The organism is Methylobacterium brachiatum (assembly GCF_020523825.1).
GTDB lineage: Bacteria > Pseudomonadota > Alphaproteobacteria > Rhizobiales > Beijerinckiaceae > Methylobacterium > Methylobacterium brachiatum.
In genome coordinates, this window is the sequence record NZ_JAJALK010000002.1 from 653,962 (window position 1) to 671,360 (window position 17,399).

The following is a 17,399-nucleotide window of genomic DNA, read 5'->3' on the forward strand; positions in this document are numbered from 1 at the left end:
GCGGGCGGCCGTGCCCTTCCAGACTACGATCTCCTACCGCCCTGCCGGATATGGGCCTGGGACAGACATCTCTTGCGGCCGAGAACCATCCGGGCCGCGTTCCGTGGATCCGCGAGCCCGAGCGGGACCCGTCGCGGCCTGCGCAGGCCAACAGAAAAAAGCCGCCCGGTTGGGGGCGGCTTGGGAGAGTCATCAGGGAGGCATCAAACAGAGCGGACGAGGTCGTCCAACTCGATATCCAGAACTCTGGATGCCTCTTTATGCCGCGTGAACCTTAATCGGCGGTTAAAAACCAGTTTCCGTCGGCGAGCTTACGCGGCGAGACTGTCGAACAATCCGCGGCCGTCGGTGCCGCCGATCAGGCCTTCGACGAAGTTCTCGGGGTGCGGCATCATCCCGAGGACGTTGCCGGCCTCCGAGTAGACCCCCGCGATCGCGTTGAGGGAGCCGTTGCGGTTGGCCTCGACCGTGATCGTCCCGGCGGCGTCGCAGTACCGGAAGGCCACGCGCCCCTCGCCCTCGATCCGCGCCAGCGTCTCGGGATCGGCGAAGTAATTGCCCTCGCCATGCGCCACGCAGACGTCGATCACCTGCCCCTTCTGGTAGGCGCTGGTGAAGCGCGTGTCGGTGCGCTCGACCCGGAGGGTCTGCCGGTGGCAGATGAAGCGCCGGTTGACGTTGCGCATCAGCACGCCCGGCAGGAGGCCGGATTCGCACAGGATCTGGAAGCCGTTGCAGATGCCGAGCACGAGGCCGCCCCGGGCGGCATGCGCCCGCACCGCATCCATCGCAGCCGCGCGGCCCGCGATGGCGCCGCAGCGCAGGTAGTCGCCGTAGGAGAAGCCGCCCGGCAGGACGGCGAGGTCGGTTCCGGCCGGCAGGTCGTGGTCCGCGTGCCAGACCATGCTGACCCGCGCGCCCGACCGGCGCAGAGCCCGGGCGACGTCGCTCTCGCGATTCGACCCCGGAAAGACGACGACCGCAGCGTGCATCAGAGGATCTCGATCGCGTAGTTCTCAACGACGGTGTTGGCGAGCAGCTTCTCGCAGGCCGTCCGGAGGGTGGCTTCGGCGGTCGGGCCGTCGGCGGCCGAGACCTCGAGATCGAACACCTTGCCCTGCCGGACGCTGTCGATGCCGTCGATGCCGAGGGACTTGAGCGCGGCCTCGATCGCCTTGCCCTGCGGGTCCAGCACACCGGTCTTCAGGGTGACGATGATACGGGCTTTCATGGATCTTCCGGTCTCACGCGCAGCCGAAAACGTGGGCGCAACCCGCGGCGTCGTTACACGGGCGGCCGTCGCGCGTTCCCTAGCAGGAAGGCCGCCGGCCTGTCGAACGCCGTGCCGGGCACGGGCCCGGCGACACACCCAATCCGGCTACCGCGACGTGGCGCGGGTGCGGATCGGCTCGATGCTGGTCGCCCGGCGCCAGAGCTGGAGCATGATCCAGGCCGCGAACAGGCTGAAGACGCCCATCAGCACATGGCCGACCCGGTCGCCGAGGTCGAACAGGCCCGCGAGGGCCCAGCCGGCCGCGATGGCGACGGCGAAGACCTCCGTGCCGACGAGGACCATCATGCTCACGATGGTGATGGCGTTGCGCCCGTTCACGAGACTCGTCCCCCGGTCGATTGCGAGGCCCCGGACGAAATGCGCCCGGGACCCGCGCAGCTAGCCCACCGGGGAGGGGGGATGCAACCGCGGGACCCGGGATCGGTGGGTCCGGGCTTCAGCGCGGGGCGCGCTTGGCCAGGATCCGCTGCAGCGTCCGCCGGTGCATGTTGAGGCGCCGGGCGGTCTCGCTGACGTTGCGGCTGCACAGCTCGTAGACCCGCTGGATATGCTCCCAGCGGACCCGGTCCGCGGACATCGGGTTCTCCGGCGGGTCGGCGCGCTCGCCGGGCTGCGCCATCAGCGTGCCGTGGATCTCGTCGGCGTCGGCGGGCTTGGCGAGATAGTCGAACGCGCCGAGCTTCACCGCCGTGACGGCGGTCGCGATGTTGCCGTAGCCGGTGAGGATCACGCCGCGCGCGTCGGGGCGGCGCTCCTTCAGGCGGGCGATCACGTCGAGGCCGTTGCCGTCGCCGAGCCGCATGTCGATCACCGCGAAGGCCGGCGGGCGGGCCTCGACGGCCGACACGCCGTCGGCGACGCTGTCGGCGACCTGGACATGGTAGCCGCGGCTTTCCATGGCGCGGGCGAGCCGCGTCGAGAAGGGCTTGTCGTCGTCTACGATCAGCAGGCTGCGGTCGGTGAAGGCGGCGAGCGGATCGGCTTCGTTGATCACGGCGGGATCGATCGCTGCCGTGGTCCCGGGCTGCGTCAGCATCCGGCACTCCTTTCGGGTTTTCGTAAGGGAATTACTCAGTCAGTTCTCGGTCTGATCCTCATATAGGTACGACATCGCGCGGTGGCAGGGGCGCGCCGATATTGAGTTCCGGCGAATGGCGCGGGGCTGCACCCCGTTCGAAGATGTGCCGGGCCCAGGACACCCGCACGATCGCTCCATGGGCGTCCGGCGCGGAGACGTTCATCAGGGCGAGCTGTGCGCCCGAGCGCTCGATCAGGGTCTTGGCGATGAACAGGCCGAGGCCCAGGCCGGCGCCCACGGTCCCGCCGGTCTGCGGGCGGTCGCCGCTGCGGGTGGTTACGTAGGGCTCGCCCGCGCGCAGCAGGACCTCGCTGGAGAAGCCCGGGCCGTCGTCGCGGATCTCGATCCAGACCCGCTCCTGAGTCCAGCGGCCCTCCACGGTGACGCGGGAGGTGGCGAAGTCGACGGCGTTGTCGAGGATGTTGGCCAGCCCGAACATCACCCCGGGGTTGCGGCGGCAGGCCGGTTCCGGGCCGTCACCGCGGCTGGAGATTTCTAATACAGCTCCGAGGGCGCGCTGGGGGGCGACCAGCTCCTCAACGAGATGGCTGAACGTCACGGTCTCGAGGAAGCCGACCCCGTCCCCATCCAGGGACGTGAGCTTGCCGAGGATGCCGCGGCAGCGGTCGACCTGCTCGCGCAGCAGGTTCAGGTCCTCGGCCACCGCCGGCGAGGCGGTGGGCCCGAGCTGGCGGATCAGCTCCTTGGTCACCACCATAATCGTCCCGAGGGGTGTGCCCAATTCGTGGGCAGCCGCCGCCGCGAGGCCGTCGAGCTGCGAGAGGTGCTGCTCGCGGGCGAGCACCAGCTCGGTGGCGGCGAGCGCCTGGGCGAGGAGCCGCGTCTCCTCGGCGACCCGCCAGGCGTAGACGCCCGTGAACGCGGTGCCGAGCAGGATCGCGGTCCAGACCCCGGACACGTACAGGAACGGCAATTCGATCCGCCCGTCCGAGAACCAGGGCAGCGGCCGGTGCACCAGGGCGAGCAGCGTCGCCAGCCCCACGGCGAGCAGGCCGAGCGCCAGGGTCCGCTCCGGCGGCAGCGCGGTGGCGGAGATCAGCACGGGGGCGAGGAACAGCAGCGAGAACGGGTTCTGAAGGCCGCCGGTGAGGAACAGCAGCGCGGCTAGCTGCACGATGTCGAAGGCGAGCAGCAGCGCCGCGGAATCGTCGCTCAGCCGGTAGCTCGCCGGGAAGCGGATCCGCAGGGCCAGGTTCAGCCAGGACGAGGTCGCGATCACCAGGAAGCACCAGCCGAACGGCAGCGCCAGCCCGAGACCGAACTGCGCGCCGACCACGGCGGCGCTCTGGCCGGTGATGGCGAGCCAGCGCAGGCGGACGAAGGTGTCGAGCCGGAGGTGGCGGGCGTTGCGGACGAGGCCGTTGAGGTCGCTATCGGGCATGGGGTTATCGGTGGAGCGCCGGTCGGGCCGCGCCGGCGCGGATTTTCAAGATGGGTACCGCGGCACCGGATCCGGAGCGGGCCGCCGGATCCGTCGCGCCGAGGGCGTGGTCACGGGCAAGTCGCCCGGGGCGGGGGATGTTCCGTGATCGTTCAGGGTGGAACCTTATCCTACGCGGCGGGTTGCAGCAGGCTCCGCGCGCAGGCCGGATGTCGGCGGCCCGGATGGTGTGTCGTCCCGCGGCGGACCGGTCCCGGTCGGCCCCGGGCGGCATTCGAGACCGCGAGGTGGCGATGCTCCTGGCTTACGCGATGTTCGAAGGCGCCCGCGCCCTGATGGCGCCGGCCCGGGTCGCCGCGGACCTGACCCGCCACGCCCTCCAGATGCCCGGCAATCCCCTGGCCTACGGGCCCTACGCCCGGGCGATCAGCGCCGGCTGCGAGATGTTCGAGCGCGCCACGCGCCGCTACGGCAAGCCCGCCTTCGGGTTCACCGAGACGCGGGTCGATGGGATTGCGGTCCCGGTCAGCGAGCGCGTCGTCTGGGAGCGGCCGTTCTGCCGCCTGGTCGCGTTCGAGCGCGCCTTCCTCACGCCACCCGCCGAGCCGCAGCCCAAGCTGCTCATCGTCGCGCCGATGTCGGGCCACTACGCCACGCTGCTGCGCGGCACCGTGGAGGCGATGCTGCCGAACCACCGGGTCTACATCACCGACTGGACCGATGCCCGGATGGTGCCGCTGACCTTCGGGAGCTTCGACCTCGACACCTATATCGACTACCTGCAGGAGATGTTCGCGATCCTCGGGCCGGACCTGCACATCATGGCGGTGTGCCAGCCGGCGGTGCCGGTTCTGGCCGCGGTGGCGCTCATGGAGGCCAAGGCCGATCCGGCGGGCGATCCGGCCGTGCCGGCCTCGATGACCCTGATGGGCGGCCCGATCGACACCCGCCGCTCACCCACCGCCGTGAACTGCCTCGCCCAGGAGCGCGGCCAGGCTTGGTTCGAGCGCAACACGATCAGCCTGGTGCCGCCGATCTATCCGGGGGCCTGGCGCCGGGTCTATCCGGGCTTCCTGCAGCTGTCGGGCTTCATGGCGATGAACCTCGACCGCCACGTCACCGCCCATTCGGACATGTTCGACCATCTGGTGAAGGGCGACGGCGACTCGGCCGAGAAGCACCGGGAATTCTACGACGAGTACCTGGCGGTGATGGATCTCACCGCGGAGTACTACCTCCAGACCGTGCAGACCGTCTTCGTCGACCACGCTCTGCCCAAGGGGCAGATGCGCCACCGCGGCACCCCGGTCGATCTCGGGGCGATCCGCCGCTGCGCCATCCTGGCCGTGGAGGGCGAGAACGACGACATTTCCGGGGTCGGCCAGACCAAGGCGGCCCTCGAGCTGACGCCGAACCTGCCCGAATCCCGCAAGGCCTACCATCTCCAGGCGGGCGTCGGGCATTACGGCGTGTTCAACGGCTCCCGCTACCGGACGGTCATCGCCCCGCGGATCGCCGCCTTCATCCGCGCCCAACCGGCGGAGGCCGGCTCGCACCTGCGCCAGGTCAGCTGAGGCAAGTCCCGGTTTCGAAAGGTCCAGGACCTTTCGCGGGTCCAGGGCGGAGCCCGGGCCTCCGGGCGACGCCGCACCGAGCCCCATCAAAGCGCTGAGAGCCCTCTGAAATCCCTTTCGTGAGCTTGCGCTCCCGCCCCATCCTGCCGGGCGGTCGCACTGCATTTTGAATTCTCTTCCCCTCACGGTGGCGCGAGGCTTGCGAGGCGGCGCCCGTGAGCATGACGACCGCCGATCCCCCGACGCCCTTCCGTATCCCTGCCGGCCTGCATCCGGCCGGACGACCGCGCGCGCGAACAGGATGCGGATAACTAGAATTCAAATCTCCAAAACCGTCTTGCGGCAGCAGGGAACTGGCGCATGCTGCTGATCGCGTGAAACGCCAGCCCGCTCCGGCCCCGATACGGGACCGAAGCCTTCCGTCGACCGAGTCACAGGCGCACCCGGGGTGCGGGCCGGTAGCCGGGATCGCAATCCCACCGGCCAGGGAGATCACGATGGACCGCAGGACCTTCCTCAAGGGCTCGGCCGCACTCGGGCTGGCAGCACCGCAGATCGCGATGCCGGCCGTGGCGCAGGGCGCCAAGGTGCTGCGCTTCGTGCCCCAGGCGAACCTCGCCAATTTCGATCCGATCTGGGGCACGCAATACGTCGTGCGCAATGCCGGCACCCTCGTCTGGGACATGCTCTACGGGGTCGACGCGCAGCTGAAGCCGCAGCGGCAGATGGTCGAATCCGAGGAGGTCTCGGGCGACCAGCTGACCTGGACCTTCCGGCTCCGCCCCGGCCAGACATTCCATGACGGCGAGCCGGTGCTCGCCAAGGATGTCGTGGCGAGCCTGACCCGCTGGATGGCCCGCGACCCGATCGGCCTGATGATCCGCGGGATCCAGGACGACCTCGCCGCCGTGGACGACCGGACGTTCCGCTGGCGCCTCAAGAAGCCGTTCCCGAAGCTCCTCTACGCGCTCGGCAAGACCAACGCCCCGATGGCCCTGATCATGCCGGAGCGGATCGCCAAGACCGACCCGTTCACGCAGATCACCGAATATGTCGGGTCCGGCCCGATGACCTTCGTGCGCAACGAATGGGTGCCGGGCGCCCGGGCCGTGTTCCAGAAGTTCGCCGGCTACAAGCCCCGCGCGGAGCCGAATTCCTGGCTGGCCGGGGGCAAGCACATCCTGGTCGACCGGGTCGAGTGGGTGATCATGCCGGACGCGGCCACCGCCTCGGCGGCCCTGCAGAACGGCGAGGTCGATTGGTGGGAGAACCCGATCTCCGACCTTGTGCCGCTCCTGCGCAAGAACGCCAACCTCAACGTCGATATCGCCGATCCGCTGGGCAATGTCGGGTCGTTCCGGATGAACCACCTGTATCCGCCCTTCGACAACCCGAAGATCCGCCAGGCGGTCATGACCGCCATGAATCAGGAGGATTACATGCGGGCGATCGTCGGCGACGACGACAGCCTGTGGAAACCGCTACCGGGCTTCTTCACGCCGGGGACGCCGCTCTACAGCGAGGCGGGGGGTGCCCATGTCGGCAAGGGCGACCTAAAGCTCGGCCAGAAGCTGCTCAAGGAAGCTGGCTACAAGGGCGAGCCGGTGGTCTGCATCGTGGCCCAGGACCAGGGGATCACCAAGGCGCAGGGCGACATCACCGCCGACCTCTTGAAGCAGATGGGCTTCAACGTCGATTTCGTCGCCACCGACTGGGGCACCACCGGCACCCGCCGGGCCTCCAAGGCGCCGCCGAGCCAGGGCGGCTGGAACATGTTCCACACCTGGCATGCGGGCGCCGATTGCATCAATCCGGCGGGCTACCCCGCGGTCCGGGCCAGCGGCGACAAGGCCTGGTTCGGCTGGCCGAACGTCCCGCCCGTGGAGGCGGCCATCGCCGAATGGTTCGACGCGGCCGACCCGGCCGCCGAGAAGGCCGCCATCGACAAGGTCAACGCCGCCGCCTGCGAGGGCGTGGTCTACGTCCCGACCGGGTTCTTCCTCGGCTACCAGGCCTGGCGCAAGAGCGTCTCGGGCATCGTGAAGGGGCCGATCCCGTTCACCTGGGGCGTGTCGAAGGCGTGATGGGACGTCCCGCGGTCATCCCGTTCGGCGCGACACGCCCCCTCTCCCGTACGGGAGAGGGCTGGGGTGAGGGATACGCCCTCTCCGGACAAACCCGTCCCCTCACCCTGTCCCTCTCCCGCACGGGAGAGGGGACCTGCGCCCCAGCCGGATGCGGCCCGGGGCGCGGGCGACCGATGAGATAGGGGAGACCCATGCTCGGCTATATCGGCAGGCGCATCCTGGCCACCATCCCGGTAATGGCGGTGGTCGGCTTGTTCGTCTTCAGCCTCCTCTACTTCGCCCCCGGCGATCCGGCCGCGATCATCGCGGGCGACCAGGCGACGCCGGAAGACGTGGCGCGCATCCGCGCCTCGCTCGGCCTCGACCGGCCGTTCCTGGTGCGGTTCGGCGAATGGTCCTGGCAGATCCTCCACGGGGATCTCGGCACCTCGATCTTCACCAACCTGCCGGTCACCACGATGATCGGGCAGCGGGTGCAGCCGACCGTGTCGCTGATGCTGGTCACCCTGATCCTGGCCATCGTGGTGGCGGTGCCGCTCGGCGTCGTGGCGGCCTGGAAGGCCGGCAGCCTGATCGACCGGCTGGTCATGGGACTCGCGGTGCTGGGCTTCTCGGTGCCGGTCTTCGTGGTCGGCTACGTGCTCGCCTACGTGTTCGCCCTCGAGCTCGGCTGGCTGCCGGTGCAGGGCTACACGCCGATCGAGCAGGGCCTGTGGCCATGGTTCGCGAACCTGATCCTGCCCGCGGTGACGCTCGGCCTCGTCTACATCGCGCTGATCGCCCGGGTGACGCGGGCGACTATGCTCGACGTGCTGAGCCAGGATTACGTCCGCACCGCCCGGGCCAAGGGGTTGGCGCAGGGGCCGGTGCTGTTCATCCACGCCCTCAAGAACGCCGCGGTGCCGATCGTCACCGTGATCGGCATCGGCATCGCCCTGCTGATCGGCGGCGCCGTGGTCACCGAGACGGTCTTCGCGATTCCCGGCCTCGGGCGCCTCACGGTCGATGCGATCCTGCGGCGCGATTACCCCGTCATCCAGGGCGTCGTCCTGCTGTTTAGCTTCGTCTACGTGCTGGTGAACCTCGCCATCGACCTGTTCTACACCTTGCTCGACCCGAGGATCCGCTATTGACCGCGACCGTCCCGCCTCTCTCCGGTCAGCCCCTCGCCAAGGGGCCCGTGCCCAAGATGTCGCTCCCCGTCGGCATCGCCATCGCTTGGCCGATGCCGGATGTGATCCTGGCGCGCAAACGCCGGGGGCCGGTCTGGACCTATGTCCGCCGCAACCCGACCATCGTGGTCGGCGGGATCCTGCTACTGGTCGTGTTCCTAATGGCGGTGCTGGCCCCCTATCTCGGCACCGTCGATCCCACCGCCCTGGCCCCGGCCAAGCGCACCCGCGTGCCCTCGGCCCAGTACTGGTTCGGCACCGACATGCTCGGCCGGGACATCTACTCGCGGGTGGTCTACGGCGCCCGGGTCTCGCTGCTGGTCGGCTTCTCGGTGGCGCTCCTCGCCTCGGTGGCAGGGCTCGCGGTCGGGCTGATCTCCGGGATGGTGCGCTGGCTCGACGGCATCGTCATGCGGATCGTCGACGGCATGATGTCGATCCCGCCGATCCTGCTGGCCATCACCCTGATGGCGCTCACCCGCGGCTCGGTCCAGAACGTGATCGTGGCGATCACCATCGCGGAGATCCCCCGGGTCGCCCGGCTGGTCCGGGGCGTCGTGCTGTCCCTGCGCGAGCAGCCCTATGTCGAGGCCGCCGTGACCACGGGCACGCGCATGCCGGCGATCATCTGGCGCCACATCCTGCCCAACACCCTGGCGCCCATGACCGTGCAGGCGACCTATATCTGCGCCTCCGCGATGATCACCGAGGCGATCCTGTCGTTCATCGGTGCGGGCGTGCCGCCCTCGACGCCGTCCTGGGGCAACATCATGGCCGAGGGCCGGGCCCTCTGGCAGGTCAAGTTCTACATCATCCTGTTCCCGGCGATCTTCCTGTCCATGACGGTGCTCGCGGTGAACCTCGTGGGCGACGGCCTGCGCGACGCCCTCGACCCCCGCATGGCGAAAGACGCATGAGGAGCCCCGGCGTGAACGGCGTACCCCTCCTCTCCATCGAGAACCTGCAGGTCCATTTCCGAACCCCCGACGGAGCCAACCGGGCGGTGGACGGCGTGTCCTTCGCGATCCAGGCCGGCGAGACCCTGGCGATCGTCGGCGAATCCGGCTGCGGCAAGTCGGTGACCGCGATGTCGATCCTGCGGCTCCTGCCCGAGCCGCCGGCCAGCATCGCCGGCGCCATCCGGTTCGAAGGAAAAAACCTCCTCGACCTGCCCATCAAGGCGATGCGCAAGATCCGCGGCAACGACATCAGCGTCATCTTCCAGGAACCGATGACCAGCCTGAACCCGGTGCTGACGGTCGGCCGCCAGATCGGTGAGACCTTAAGGCTGCACCAGGGCCTCAGCCGGCGCGAGGCCGAGGCGCGGGCGGTGGAGATGCTGACGCTGGTCGGCATCCCCGAACCCGGGCGCCGGGTCCGGGAATACCCGCATCAGCTCTCGGGCGGCATGCGCCAGCGGGTGATGATCGCCATCGCGCTCGCCTGCTCGCCCAAGCTCCTGATCGCGGACGAGCCGACCACGGCGCTCGACGTGACCATCCAGGCTCAGATCCTCGACCTGATGCGCGACCTGAAGCGCCGGGTCGGCGCCGCGATCATGCTGATCACCCACGATCTCGGCGTGGTCGCCGAGGTCGCCGACCGGGTGGTGGTGATGTATGCTGGCCGGAAGGTCGAGGAGGCGCCGGTCCGCGACCTGTTCCGGGCGCCGCGCCACCCCTACACCCGCGGGCTGATGGGGGCGGTGCCCAAGCTCGGTGCGGTCGAGCACGGCGCCACCGAGCGGCTCGCCGAGATTCCCGGCATGGTCCCGAGCCTGAAGCAGCGGATCGAGGGCTGCGTCTTCGCCGGCCGCTGCCCGGACGTGACCGACCTGTGCCGCACCTACGCCCCGGCCCTGGAGCCGAAGGCCCCGGCCCACCTCGCTGCCTGCCACTACGCGCCCAAGGACGCCCTCGCGGCATGATGGTTTGTGACTTGGCTGGCGCAGAATCCCTTCGCCTTCGCAGCGGCCGTCGAATTCACGGGATGCCGGATGCGGCGCGGGTCCCCTCTCCCGTGCGGGAGAGGGACAGGGTGAGGGGACAGGTTTGTCCGGAGAGGGCGTATCCCTCACCCCAACCCTCTCCCGCCCGGGAGAGGGGGTACGTCATCGCCGACACAAGGCGCGGTGAGAGCCTTCCTGCCCGCAGAGGGGAATGGGTCGCCACGGTCGACGCGATCCTGGGAGGCCGCCCGTGACCACGACCGCCCGCACGCTCCTCCAGGTCAACGACCTGAAAAAGCACTTCGCCCTCGGCGGCGGCCTGTTCGGCCGGTCCGCCCGGGTGCTGAAGGCGGTGGATGGCCTGTCCTTCACGGTGGACCGGGGCGAGACCCTCTCGCTGGTCGGCGAATCCGGTTGCGGCAAGTCCACGGTCGCCAAGGCGCTGATGCGCCTCTACACCCCGACGGCCGGGCAGGTTGTGCTGGCGGGCCGGCGCATCGACGACCTTTCGGCCGGCACCCTGCGGCCCCTGCGCCGCCGGATGCAGATGGTGTTCCAGGACCCTTTCTCCTCGCTCAACCCGCGGATGCGGGTGCGGGCGATCCTGGCCGAGCCGATCCGCAATTTCGGCCTGGCCCAGGGCTCGGCCGACCTCGAGACGAAGCTCGCCGCCCTGATGGAGCGGGTCGGCCTGCCGCGGGAGGCCCTGGGGCGCTGGCCCCACGAATTCTCCGGCGGCCAGCGCCAGCGCATCGGCATCGCCCGGGCGCTCGCCGCCGAGCCGGACCTGATCATCTGCGACGAGGCGGTCTCGGCGCTCGACGTCTCGGTGAAGGCCCAGATCGTCAACCTGCTGCGCGACCTGCAGCGCGAGCTCGACCTCGCCATGCTGTTCATCTCGCACGACCTCGCCATCGTCGAGCACATGACCCACCGGGTGGCCGTGATGTATCTCGGCAAGATCGTCGAGATCGGCCCGCGCCGGGAGCTGTTCCTGGCCCCGAAGCACCCCTACACGCAGGCGCTGCTCTCGGCGGTGCCGATCCCGGAGCCCGGGGCCGGGCGCACGCGCATCGTGCTCAAGGGCGACGTCCCGAGCCCGATCAACCCGCCCAGCGGCTGCCGCTTCCACACCCGCTGCCCGCAGGCCTTCGACCGCTGCCGGGTCGAGGAGCCGACCCTGGATCCCGTGGGCGCCGGCCACCTCGCCGCCTGCCACCTCAACGACGCGGCCGTGCCGGCCCAGGCGGCCTGACGGATCGGATCCCTGCAGACGGCTTTTGGAGACAACCGTGCATCACGACCTCATCCTGAAGGGCGCGCGGGTGATCGACCCGTCGCAGAACCATGACGGCGTCTGCGACGTCGCCTTCGCGGAGGGCCGCGTCTCGGGCTTCGGCCGCGACCTGCCGGCCGGACCCGCCACGCAGGTCCGCGACATGGCGGGCGCCATCGTCACCCCGGGGCTGATCGACCTGCACACCCATGTCTACTGGGGCGGCACCTCGATCGGGATCGATGCCGACGAATTCTGCCGCACCTCCGGGGTGACCACCTCGGTCGATACCGGCAGCGCCGGGCCGGGCAATTTCGCCGGCTTCCGCAAGCACGTGATCGACCGCTCGGAGGCGCGGATCCTCGCCTACCTTCACGTGTCGTTCGCCGGCATCTTCGCCTTCTCCAAGACGATCATGGTCGGCGAGAGCAGGGACCCGCAGCTCATGGCGCCCCGCGAGGCGGTGGAGGTGGCCGAGGCCAACCGCGACGTGATCGTCGGCATCAAGGTCCGGGTCGGGCGCAACTCCTCCGGGGACCAGGGCACCGCGCCGCTCAACATCGCCCTCCAGGTCGCGGAAGAGACCGGCCTGCCGCTGATGGCCCATATCGACGAGCCGCCGCCGAGCTACGAGGAGGTGCTGGCCATGCTGCGCCCCGGCGACGTGCTGACCCACGCCTTCCGGCCGTTCCCGAATTCCCCCGTGACCGCGCAGGGCGCGGTCAAGCCGGCGCTCCGCGACGCCCGGGCCCGGGGCGTGCTGTTCGATATTGGCCACGGCAAGGGCTCGTTCGCGTTCAAGACCGCCCGGGCCATGCTGGCCGGCGGCTTCCTGCCGGACACGATCTCGTCCGACGTGCACCAGCTCTGCATCGACGGCCCCGCCTTCGACCAGGTCACCACCATGTCGAAGATGCTCTGCCTCGGCATGAGCCTGCACGACGTCATCGCCGCCTCCACGGTCAACGCCGCCGTGGCGCTCAAGCGGATGGAATACGGCACTCTGAAAGTCGGCGCGCTCGGCGACGCCACCGTGCTGTCGGTCCGGGACGGCGCGTTCGACTACATGGACACAAGGGGCGAGCACATGACCGGCGCCCAGCGGATCTTTTCCGAGGGCGTGGTGCTGCGGGGTCGGTGGTGGCACCCGGTCTAAGATGGGGAGGCACGCTCGCCATGACGGTGCGGGACCATCGAACGGGCGCTTCGGCCGGGAGATGCACGAAAGACGCTCCTTCGGCTGCCCGCCGGGAACGGCTCTGTCAGATATTCCCGACCCTGAGCGGCAGACCGGGATAGACGAAACAATCGGGCTGATCCGGACAGCAATCCTGGTTTATCAAGAATACGCCGCTTTACAGCCTCTCCTCGCCGACCCTACACTTTCCCGTGAGGCCCGGACCATCTCCGGGCCATCAGCGACACGCGGCTCAAGCTGCGGCGCCAGGGAGGATGGATGGGTACGGGTCAGCCTCTGCTGGAGGTCGACGGCGTCACGCTCCGCTACAAGACGCCCGAGCACCTCGTCACGGCCACCTACCGGGTGAGCTTCAAGGTCTGGCCCGGAGACCGGTTCGTCCTGCTCGGGCCGTCCGGCTGCGGAAAGTCGACCCTGCTCAAGGCGGTCGGCGGCTACATGGCCCCCACCGAGGGGGAGATCCGGCTGAAAGGCCGCCCGGTGACCGAGCCCGGGCCCGACCGGATGATGGTGTTCCAGGAATTCGACCAGCTCCTGCCGTGGAAGACGGTCCGGCAGAACGTGGTCTTCGCCCTCGAAGCCTCGGGCCGGCTGAAAGGCCGCCAGGCGCTGGAGCGGGCCAACCTCTACATCGACAAGGTCAACCTCACGAAGTTCGCCGACAGCTACCCGCACACCCTGTCGGGCGGGATGAAGCAGCGCGTCGCCATCGCCCGCGGCATGGCGATGGAGCCCGACATCCTGCTGATGGACGAGCCGTTCGCGGCGCTCGACGCGCTCACCCGGCGGCGCATGCAGGACGAACTGCTGATGCTCTGGGAGGAGACACGCTTCACGGTCCTGTTCGTGACGCACTCGATCCCCGAGGCGATCAAGGTCGGCTCGCGCATCCTGCTGCTCTCGCCCCATCCCGGCGAGGTCAAGGCCGAGCTCAACAGCGCCGCCACTCCGGAGGCGGCGCTGCGGCTCGAGAACCGCATCCAGCAGATGCTGTTCTCCGAGGAGATCCAGGAGGCCGAGAATGTCTAGCGCGCCCCTTCTGAGCGAGGCTCCGACGGCCGTGCCGCCGCGGCCGGCCGCCGCGGAGCCGGTCCGCCCCGAGATCGTGCGGGAGACCGGCCACGCCCACGGCGCCCCGGTGGTGGAGAAGCCGCTCTCGGCTTTCGAGCGGCTCTACAACCAGGCGTGGCTGCGCAAGATCCTGATCCTGGTCCTGCTGGCGGGGATCTGGGAGGCCTACGGGCGCTACCTCGACAACGACCTGCTGTTCCCGACCTTCTCGGCGACCATGGAGGCGTTCTTCCGGGCGGTCGCCGACGGCACGTTGCCGGCCCGGGCCTGGAGCTCGCTGAAGGTGCTGCTGATGGGCTACGCCGCCGGCATCGTGCTGGCGACCCTGCTCACCGGCATCGCCATCGCGTCTCGGATCGGGACCGATTTCCTCGAGACCCTGACCTCGATGTTCAATCCCCTGCCGGCCATCGCGCTGCTGCCGCTGGCGCTGATCTGGTTCGGTCTGGGCAATGGCAGCCTGATCTTCGTCCTGGTCCACTCGGTGACCTGGGCGATCGCGCTCAACACCCATTCCGGCTTCCTGTCGGTGAGCCGGACGCTCCGGATGGTCGGGCGCAATTACGGGCTGTCGGGACCGCGGCTGATCGGCAAGATTCTGATCCCGGCGGCCTTCCCGTCGATCCTCACCGGATTGAAGGTCGGCTGGGCCTTCGCCTGGCGCACCCTGATCGCGGCCGAGCTCGTGTTCGGCGTCTCGTCCGGGGCGGGCGGGCTCGGCTGGTTCATCTTCGAGAACAAGAACATGCTCGACATCCCGAACGTGTTCGCCGGGCTGCTCACCGTGATCCTGATCGGTCTCGTGGTGGAGAACCTGATCTTCCAGACGATCGAGCGGCGGACCATCCAGCGTTGGGGTATGCAGGCCTGACCGAAGTCCGGCATGGCGTCGGGTGATGTCGCGCAGCCATCCGGAGTCCTGACCATGCCGATCCTGTCCCTCGCGGAGGCGCACGCCCTCGCGGCCGGCGCCTTCCGCCGCTGTGGCGCCTCGGCGGCTGCGGCCGACAGCACCGCCCGGGCCCTGGTGGCCGCCGAGGCGGACGGCCTGAAGGGGCACGGCCTGTCGCGGGTGCCGAGCTACGCCGCGCAGCTGCGGACCGGCAAGGTCGTGGGCGATGCCGCGGTCAGCGTCACCCACCCGCGGCCGGGGCTCCTGGCGATCGATGCCGGACACGGCTTCGCCTATCCGGCCCTCGACGCGGCGCTGGCCGAGCTGCCCGAACTGGCACGCCGGCAGGGGATCGCGGCGGCCGGGATCCGGCGCTCGCATCATTGCGGCGCCGCCGGCCGGCCGGTCGAGGCCCTGGCCGAGGCCGGATGTCTCGCGATCCTGTTCGCCAACACGCCGGCCGCTATGGCGCCCTGGGGCGGCAACCGCGCGGTGTTCGGCACCAACCCGCTGGCCTTCGCCTGCCCGTTGCCCGGTCGCGCGCCGATCGTGATCGACCTGGCTCTGTCGAAGGTCGCCCGGGCCGCCATCGTGGGCGCCAAGCAGCGCGGGGAGGCGATCCCGGAGGGCTGGGCGCTCGATGCCGAGGGCCGTCCGACCACCGATCCCGCCGCCGCCCTCGACGGCACGATGGTATCGCTCGGCGACGCCAAGGGCGCGGCCCTCGCCCTGATGGTGGAGCTGCTCGCTGCCGGACTCACCGGGGGGCGCTTCGCAGCGGAGGCCAGCTCGTTCCTCGACGCGGCGGGCGACCCGCCCGGAACCGGGCAACTGATCCTGGCGATCGACGCCACGGCCTTGAGCTCCGACGCGCCGGAGCGCTTCGCCGTCCTGGCCGGAGCGATCGAGGATCAGGACGGCGCCCGGCTGCCGGGGAGCCGACGCCTCGATCTGCGCAGCCGCGCCGCGCGCGACGGGCTGACGGTCCCCGACGCCCTCGCGGCCGAGATCGCGGCGCTGGGCTGAAAGCGGCGCAATGTTTCCCGTGAAACACGAATGCCTCGGGAGAGGCCGGTTCGGCCGGACGAAATTCTGATACACCCCCACGGTAGGGCCGCCCCGGGATTGCCGGATCGAGGAGCGTCCGCGCGCAGATCGTTCGGTTTCCCAGGGTGGTGGAAGAAGGACGCGACGATGGCTGATCTCGACAGGCGCCGGGTTCTGCAGGGCGGTCTCGGCGCGCTCGCGGCCGTGGCGGCACCGGTGCAGGCCCGGGCCGAGGAGGTCACGCTTCCCTTCGGCAACGGCACACGGCCGCTGGTCGCCTATCCGGGCAAGCGCCCGCTTCTCCAGAATACGGCCCGGCCGCCCCAGCTCGAGACGCCGTTCGCGGTGTTCGACGCGGGGGCGATCACCCCCAACGACGCGTTCTTCGTGCGCTACCACCTGGCCGACATCCCGCTGGAGATCGATCCGGACACGTTCCGGCTCGGGGTGACGGGCCATGTCGAGCACCCGGTCTCGCTGTCGCTGGCCGAGATCAAGGCCCTGCCCGGGCGGACCGAGATCGTGGCCGTGAACCAGTGCTCGGGCAATTCCCGCGGCTTCTTCGAGCCGCGCATGGCCGGCGGCCAGCTGGGCAACGGCGCCATGGGCTGCGCCCGCTGGACCGGCGTACCGCTGAAGAGCGTGCTCGACCGGGCCGGCGTGAAGGCCGGCGCCGTGCAGGTGACGTTCGACGGGATGGACGGCCCGGTCCTGCCCGAGACCCCGGATTTCGTGAAGGCGCTCGGCCTCGACCATGCCCGCGACGGGCAGGTGATGCTGGCCTGGGCCATGAACGGCGAAGACCTCCCCTGGCTCAACGGCTTTCCGCTGCGCCTCGTGGTGCCGGGCTTCTACGGCACCTACTGGGTCAAGCACCTGAACGCGATCACGGTCCGCGACACGCCCTTCGACGGCTTCTTCATGAAGAGCGCCTACCGCATCCCGGACAATGCGTGCGCCTGCACGGAGCCCGGCCAGGCCGCCGCCGCCACGGTGCCGATCGGGCGCCTCAATGTGCGGTCGTTCCTGACCAACCTCGTCGACGGCGCGGACATCCGGGCCGGCAGGACGCATCTGCGCGGGATCGCGTTCGACGGCGGCTCCGGCATCAAGGCCGTCGCGGTCTCCACCGACGATGGCCGGAGCTGGATGCCGGCGGCCCTGGGGCAGGATCTCGGCCCCTACGCGTTCCGTCCCTGGTCGCTCGATCTCGATCTGAATCCGGGGCCGCACGCGATCCGGGTCCGGGCCACCGCCAATGACGGCAGCACGCAGCCGATGGAGTCGCGCTGGAACCCGTCCGGCTACATGCGCAACGGGGTCGAGACCACCCGGGTCCGGGTGGCGTGAAAGGGAACGG

The 17,399-nt window shown here is 69.8% G+C and carries 16 protein-coding genes; 11 read left to right on the plus strand and 5 right to left on the minus strand.

Translation table 11 applies throughout. The annotated features are described in order from the left end of the window. Window positions 1–311: 311 nt before the first annotated feature. The 5 genes from purQ to LGR69_RS06775 form a co-directional block, all read right to left on the minus strand. The gene (gene purQ / locus LGR69_RS06755) at window positions 312–992 is read right to left on the minus strand and encodes a phosphoribosylformylglycinamidine synthase subunit PurQ (RefSeq protein WP_007565239.1); all 681 of its coding nucleotides are present in this window, start codon (window positions 990–992) and stop codon (window positions 312–314) included. Then, entirely contained in the window at window positions 992–1,231 is a 240-nt protein-coding gene (purS, locus tag LGR69_RS06760) for a phosphoribosylformylglycinamidine synthase subunit PurS (protein WP_007565237.1), read from the minus strand. Before purS ends, purQ begins: the two co-directional genes overlap by 1 nt. 147 nt (window positions 1,232–1,378) lie before the next feature. Continuing rightward, window positions 1,379–1,612, minus strand: a complete 234-nt coding sequence (locus LGR69_RS06765) for a hypothetical protein (protein WP_007565235.1) — start codon at window positions 1,610–1,612, stop codon at window positions 1,379–1,381. A 118-nt stretch (window positions 1,613–1,730) separates the two neighbouring features. Further along, window positions 1,731–2,330 carry an ActR/PrrA/RegA family redox response regulator transcription factor gene (locus LGR69_RS06770; protein WP_007565233.1) on the minus strand — a complete coding sequence of 200 codons (600 nt, stop codon included), beginning with the start codon at window positions 2,328–2,330 and terminating at the stop codon, window positions 1,731–1,733. 58 nt (window positions 2,331–2,388) lie between these two features. Then, window positions 2,389–3,774 carry an ActS/PrrB/RegB family redox-sensitive histidine kinase gene (locus LGR69_RS06775; RefSeq protein ID WP_007565232.1) on the minus strand — a complete coding sequence of 462 codons (1,386 nt, stop codon included), beginning with the start codon at window positions 3,772–3,774 and terminating at the stop codon, window positions 2,389–2,391. Window positions 3,775–4,067: 293 nt separating this feature from the next. Here LGR69_RS06775 and LGR69_RS06780 point away from each other — a divergent pair, with 293 nt between their 5' ends. The 11 genes from LGR69_RS06780 (at window position 4,068) to sorA (ending at window position 17,389) form a co-directional block, all read left to right on the plus strand. Continuing rightward, a complete protein-coding gene (locus LGR69_RS06780; RefSeq protein ID WP_091863613.1) occupies window positions 4,068–5,348 on the plus strand; it encodes a polyhydroxyalkanoate depolymerase in 1,281 nt (426 codons plus the stop codon). A gap of 497 nt (window positions 5,349–5,845) precedes the next feature. Further along, window positions 5,846–7,432 carry an ABC transporter substrate-binding protein gene (locus LGR69_RS06785; protein ID WP_007565230.1) on the plus strand — a complete coding sequence of 529 codons (1,587 nt, stop codon included), beginning with the start codon at window positions 5,846–5,848 and terminating at the stop codon, window positions 7,430–7,432. Between the two features lie 194 nt (window positions 7,433–7,626). Further along, a complete protein-coding gene (locus LGR69_RS06790) occupies window positions 7,627–8,568 on the plus strand; it encodes an ABC transporter permease (protein WP_230365546.1) in 942 nt (313 codons plus the stop codon). Then, a complete protein-coding gene (locus LGR69_RS06795; RefSeq protein WP_370881378.1) occupies window positions 8,565–9,524 on the plus strand; it encodes an ABC transporter permease in 960 nt (319 codons plus the stop codon). Before LGR69_RS06790 ends, LGR69_RS06795 begins: the two co-directional genes overlap by 4 nt. Then, a complete protein-coding gene (locus tag LGR69_RS06800; RefSeq protein ID WP_230365547.1) occupies window positions 9,521–10,534 on the plus strand; it encodes an ABC transporter ATP-binding protein in 1,014 nt (337 codons plus the stop codon). The genes LGR69_RS06795 and LGR69_RS06800 overlap by 4 nt, the downstream gene beginning before the upstream one ends. Before the next feature lie 271 nt (window positions 10,535–10,805). Next, window positions 10,806–11,810 carry an ABC transporter ATP-binding protein gene (locus LGR69_RS06805; protein ID WP_230365548.1) on the plus strand — a complete coding sequence of 335 codons (1,005 nt, stop codon included), beginning with the start codon at window positions 10,806–10,808 and terminating at the stop codon, window positions 11,808–11,810. Between the two features lie 37 nt (window positions 11,811–11,847). Beyond that, complete coding sequence (locus LGR69_RS06810) at window positions 11,848–12,987, plus strand: amidohydrolase/deacetylase family metallohydrolase (RefSeq protein ID WP_230365549.1); 1,140 nt, start codon at window positions 11,848–11,850, stop codon at window positions 12,985–12,987. Window positions 12,988–13,287: 300 nt separating this feature from the next. Further along, complete coding sequence (locus LGR69_RS06815) at window positions 13,288–14,058, plus strand: ABC transporter ATP-binding protein (RefSeq protein ID WP_007565223.1); 771 nt, start codon at window positions 13,288–13,290, stop codon at window positions 14,056–14,058. Continuing rightward, the gene (locus LGR69_RS06820; RefSeq protein ID WP_007565222.1) at window positions 14,051–14,971 is read left to right on the plus strand and encodes an ABC transporter permease; all 921 of its coding nucleotides are present in this window, start codon (window positions 14,051–14,053) and stop codon (window positions 14,969–14,971) included. Before LGR69_RS06815 ends, LGR69_RS06820 begins: the two co-directional genes overlap by 8 nt. Before the next feature lie 54 nt (window positions 14,972–15,025). Next, entirely contained in the window at window positions 15,026–16,018 is a 993-nt protein-coding gene (locus LGR69_RS06825; protein WP_007565220.1) for an Ldh family oxidoreductase, read from the plus strand. A gap of 168 nt (window positions 16,019–16,186) precedes the next feature. Then, on the plus strand, window positions 16,187–17,389 hold the full coding sequence (sorA, locus tag LGR69_RS06830) for a SorA family sulfite dehydrogenase catalytic subunit (RefSeq protein WP_007565218.1): 1,203 nt from the start codon (window positions 16,187–16,189) through the stop codon (window positions 17,387–17,389). Window positions 17,390–17,399: the final 10 nt, after the last annotated feature.

What these genes read in the sequence shown, in the direction of transcription:
- LGR69_RS06815 (WP_007565223.1), top strand. Translation starts at nt 13,288, where the DNA reads ATGGGTACGGGTCAGCCTCTGCTGGAGGTCGACGGCGTCACGCTCCGC.
- LGR69_RS06785 (WP_007565230.1), top strand. Translation starts at nt 5,846, where the DNA reads ATGGACCGCAGGACCTTCCTCAAGGGCTCGGCCGCACTCGGGCTGGCA.
- purS (WP_007565237.1), bottom strand. Translation starts at nt 1,231, where the DNA reads ATGAAAGCCCGTATCATCGTCACCCTGAAGACCGGTGTGCTGGACCCG.
- LGR69_RS06820 (WP_007565222.1), top strand. Translation starts at nt 14,051, where the DNA reads ATGTCTAGCGCGCCCCTTCTGAGCGAGGCTCCGACGGCCGTGCCGCCG.
- LGR69_RS06780 (WP_091863613.1), top strand. Translation starts at nt 4,068, where the DNA reads ATGCTCCTGGCTTACGCGATGTTCGAAGGCGCCCGCGCCCTGATGGCG.
- LGR69_RS06775 (WP_007565232.1), bottom strand. Translation starts at nt 3,774, where the DNA reads ATGCCCGATAGCGACCTCAACGGCCTCGTCCGCAACGCCCGCCACCTC.
- LGR69_RS06770 (WP_007565233.1), bottom strand. Translation starts at nt 2,330, where the DNA reads ATGCTGACGCAGCCCGGGACCACGGCAGCGATCGATCCCGCCGTGATC.
- LGR69_RS06790 (WP_230365546.1), top strand. Translation starts at nt 7,627, where the DNA reads ATGCTCGGCTATATCGGCAGGCGCATCCTGGCCACCATCCCGGTAATG.
- LGR69_RS06800 (WP_230365547.1), top strand. Translation starts at nt 9,521, where the DNA reads ATGAGGAGCCCCGGCGTGAACGGCGTACCCCTCCTCTCCATCGAGAAC.
- purQ (WP_007565239.1), bottom strand. Translation starts at nt 992, where the DNA reads ATGCACGCTGCGGTCGTCGTCTTTCCGGGGTCGAATCGCGAGAGCGAC.
- LGR69_RS06825 (WP_007565220.1), top strand. Translation starts at nt 15,026, where the DNA reads ATGCCGATCCTGTCCCTCGCGGAGGCGCACGCCCTCGCGGCCGGCGCC.
- sorA (WP_007565218.1), top strand. Translation starts at nt 16,187, where the DNA reads ATGGCTGATCTCGACAGGCGCCGGGTTCTGCAGGGCGGTCTCGGCGCG.